The organism is Tahibacter caeni (assembly GCF_024609805.1).
GTDB lineage: Bacteria > Pseudomonadota > Gammaproteobacteria > Xanthomonadales > Rhodanobacteraceae > Tahibacter > Tahibacter caeni.
Map to the genome: position 1 here is coordinate 1 of NZ_JANFVR010000390.1, position 3932 is coordinate 3932.

Genomic DNA, 3932 nt, shown 5'->3' on the forward strand with positions numbered 1-3932 from the left:
GCCTGCTCGCGGCGACGGTCGCGAGCGACCGGCGCGCTCTCGCGCTGCGCCAGGGCGGCGCGCTCGGCAGCGGCAGCTACCGCGTCTACGCGCGGCGCACGCGGATCGACAACACCTTCGATGCGCACGTCGCGCCGCAGACCGACGGCTGGGACAGCGCGCAGGCCGGCTTCCGCGCCGACTGGGGCGACGCCGCCAGCGGTTTCACCGTGCAGGGCGACAGCTATCGCGCCGAATCGGAAATGCGCGCGTTCGGTCCGGTCGAGGTGTCCGGTTCGAACCTGATCGCGCGCTGGAACCACGGCGAGGAGGGCGGCGCGCGCTGGCGCGTGCAGGCCTGGTTCGACCACACGAGGCGCGACGATCCGGTGCTGTTCCACGACCGCATGGACGTCGCCGACATCGAGTTCCAGCACAGCGTGCCGTTCGCCGCGCATACCCTGATCTGGGGCGGCGGCCACCGCCAGGCGCGCGACCGCGTCGACAAGGGCCTGCTCGCGACGTTCGTTCCGTCGCGCCGCACCCTGCAGTGGTCCAACCTGTTCGTGCAGGACGAGCTGCATCTGAACGACGCGGTCGCCGCGACGGCCGGGCTCAAGCTCGACCGCAACACCTATACCGGCGTCGAAGTGCTGCCGACCCTGCGCGTGGCCTGGAAGACGGCGCCGGATCATCTGCTCTGGGCCGCCGCGTCGCGCGCCGTGCGCGCGCCGTCGCGCATCGACAAGGAATTCTTCCTGCCGAGCGCGCCGCCGTTCCTGATCCGCGGCGGACCGGACTTCGTGTCGGAAGTGTCCAACGTGTTCGAGCTCGGTTTCCGCGCCCAGCCCAGCGACGATTTCTCCTGGTCGCTGACCGCGTTCCACCATCGCTACGACAAGTTGCGCAGCGGCCAGCCGGCCGCGAGCGGCGGCGGTTACTTCGTCGTCAATCTCAACGAAGGCACGACGACGGGTATCGAAGCCTGGGCCACCCTGCGGCTCGGCGAGCGCGTGCGGCTGGCCGCCGGTCTCGTGGAGCTGCACAAGAACCTGCGGCAGAAGCCCGGCGGACGCGATCCGGAAGGCACGACCGATCTCGGCAACGACCCGCGCCACCAGGCGCAGCTGCGCGGCACCGTGCAGCTCGCGCCGCATCACGAGCTCGATCTCTCCGCGCGCGCCGTGAGCCGGCTGCCGGCGCCGGTGATTCCGGGCTACGCCGTGCTCGACGCCGGCTACGCCTGGCGGCCGTCGCAGCGCCTCGAACTCGCGGTGCGCGTGCGCAACCTGTTCGATGCGCGCCATGCGGAATTCGAACCCGGCGTGCTGAGCCAGCGCAGCGAGTTCGGCCGCGAAGGCTCGGTCGATCTGGAGTGGCGCTGGTGAACCTGCGCCTGCTCCGCACCGGCCTGACTCTGCTGCTCGGCCTGCTGCTGTCGCTCGCCGCTGCGGCGACGCACGGCGACGATGCGGAGGCGCCGCTCGAAAAGCGCGTGAAAGCGGCGTTCATCTACAAGTTCGCGACCTATGTGGACTGGCCCGCGAGCGCGTTCGCCGCGCCGGATTCGCCGCTGGTGTTCGGCGTGCTCGGCGACCGCGCGATCGCCGAGGAGATCGGTCGCGCGGTGAACGGGCGCCTCATCGACGCGCATCCGCTGCAGGTGCGCGAGCTGCGCGACGGCGACGACCTGAAGGACGTCAACGTGCTGTTCGTCGGCGCCGGCAGCGCGCTGGCCCCGGTGCTCGGCGCGAGCGGCGTGCGGCCCGTACTCGTCGTGACCGAAGCCGACAGCGCGCTGAGCCAGGGCAGCGTGATCAATTTCATCGTTGCCGACGGCCGCGTGCGTTTCGAGATTTCCGCCGCGGGCGCCGAACAGCGCGGCCTCAAGCTCAGTTCGCGGCTGCTCGCCGTCGCCCACAACCTGCGACCCGGGGAGGCGCGCTGACATGAGGCTGCTGCCTGCCCGCAGCGTACGCCGCAAGCTGCAGATGCTCGTCGTCGCGACGACCCTGGCCGCGCTCGTGATCACGAGCATCGGCATGGTCGCCTACGACATGCGCACCTACCAGCAGGTCTGGGTCGCCGATCTGCAGACCCAGGCCGACATCCTCGGCCAGGCCAGCGCGCCGGCGCTCGCGTTCGACGACCCCAAGGTCGCCGCCGAAAACCTCGCGCTGCTCAAGGCGCGCCCGTCGATACTCGCAGCGGCGATCTACACCGCGCGCGGCGCGCTGTTCGCGAGCTACCGGCGCGAGGACGCCGCGGCCGCGCCGTTCCCGGCCATCCCCGATCCCGACGGCTTTTCGATCCGGGGCGGCGAGCTCGTCGTGTTCAAGCGCATCGTCGACCACAACGGCATCGCCGGCACGGTCTACCTGCGCGCGAGCTATCCGCTGGTCGGCCGCGTGCTCAACTATCTGGGCATCCTCGCGCTCGTCATGGCCGCGAGCCTCGCCGCCGCGCTCGCGCTGTCGGCGCGTCTCGGCGCCGCCATAACCCGGCCTATCGTCGAAGTCGGCGAGGTCGCGCGCAACGTCATCGAACGGCGCGACTTCAGCCTGCGCGCGACGCGGTCGAGCGACGACGAGATCGGCTATCTCGTCGACGCGTTCAACGAGATGCTCGGCGAGCTCGGCTCGCGCGCGGAGATCCTGGAATCGTCCAACCGGAGGCTCGAGCACGAAGTCGGCGAACGCCGCGAGGCCGAGCAGGCGCTGCAGATCAGCGAGCGGCGCAACCGCACGCTCGTCGCAGCGATCACGTCGGTGGTCTGGACCACCGACGGCAGCGGACGCATGACCGAGGAACAGCCGTCCTGGCAGGCGTATACGGGACAGGAAACGGCGCGCTGCCTCGGCCTGGGCTGGCGCAACGCGTTCGAGGCGCGCGACCGCGACGCGCTCGAAGCCGCCTGGGCCGGCGCGATGGAGGCGCCGGGACTGTTCCAGCTCGAGCTGCGGCTCTGGCACGCGCCGACGCACAGCTATCGCTATGTGAGCCTGCGCGCCGTTCCGATCGTCGAGGCCTCGGCCACCGTGCACGAGTGGATAGGCACGGTCAGCGACATCCACGACCAGCGCATGGCCGAGGACGCGCTGCGCAAGCTCAACGCCGAGCTCGAACGCCGCGTCGCCGAGCGCACGGCGGAGCTCGAAGCCAGCAACAAGGATCTCGAAGGATTCAGCTATTCGGTGTCCCACGACCTGCGCGCGCCGGTGCGCGTCGTCGCCGGCTTCGCCAAGCTGCTCGGCCGCCAGCATGCCGACCAGCTCGACGCCGAGGCGCGGCAGAAGGTCGAAGTGATCCAGAACGAAACCCTGCGCATGGGCGTGCTGATCGACGACCTGCTGATGTTCGCGCGGCTCGGCCGGCAGGCCATACGCGCGGTCGAGCTCGACATGGGCGCGCTCGTGCGCGGCGTGTTCGACCGCCTGATCAGCCAGCACGCGGGCAACCCGGTCGAATTCCATCTCGGCAGCCTGCCGGCCGCCGTCGGCGACCGCGTGCTGCTGGAGCAGGTCTGGACGAACTTCCTGTCCAACGCGCTGAAGTTCTCCGCCAAGCGCGAGCGTCCGGTCGTCACGATCGATGCGATCAGCGACGCGGCCGAACACATCTACTTCGTGCGCGACAACGGCGCCGGATTCGATCCGCGCTACCAGTCCAAGCTGTTCGGCGTGTTCCAGCGCCTGCACGGCACGAGCGAGTTTCCGGGCAACGGCGTCGGCCTCGCGCTCGTGCACCGCATCGTCACGCGCCACGGCGGCCGCGTCTGGGCCGACAGCAAGGTCGACCAGGGTGCGACGTTCTACTTCTCGCTGCCGCGCGACCCGGCGAATGCGGAGACGCAGGGCGGCTGACCCTGGCGCGCCGCGCGCCCGGGCCGCGGCCATCCGGCCTGCACGGACGCGTCGCTCACGATTCGCCGGCCGTCGCGGGTTCCGGCCGCC

General features: G+C 70.8%; 3 protein-coding genes. All 3 read left to right on the forward strand.

The genetic code is table 11. The features are described from left to right. Window positions 1–1367 (forward strand): TonB-dependent receptor plug domain-containing protein (locus NON22_RS21330; RefSeq protein WP_257389006.1); only part of this gene is annotated, 1367 nt, incomplete at its 5' end. Beyond that, window positions 1364–1927, forward strand: a complete 564-nt coding sequence (locus NON22_RS21335) for a TOL_0243 family YfiR-like periplasmic protein (RefSeq protein WP_257389007.1) — start codon at window positions 1364–1366, stop codon at window positions 1925–1927. The genes NON22_RS21330 and NON22_RS21335, both read left to right, overlap by 4 nt. A gap of 1 nt (window position 1928) precedes the next feature. After that, window positions 1929–3842: a sensor histidine kinase, YfiR-like protein-associated gene (locus NON22_RS21340; protein ID WP_257389008.1), complete on the forward strand. Its 1914-nt coding sequence runs from the start codon at window positions 1929–1931 to the stop codon at window positions 3840–3842. Window positions 3843–3932 lie beyond the last annotated feature (90 nt).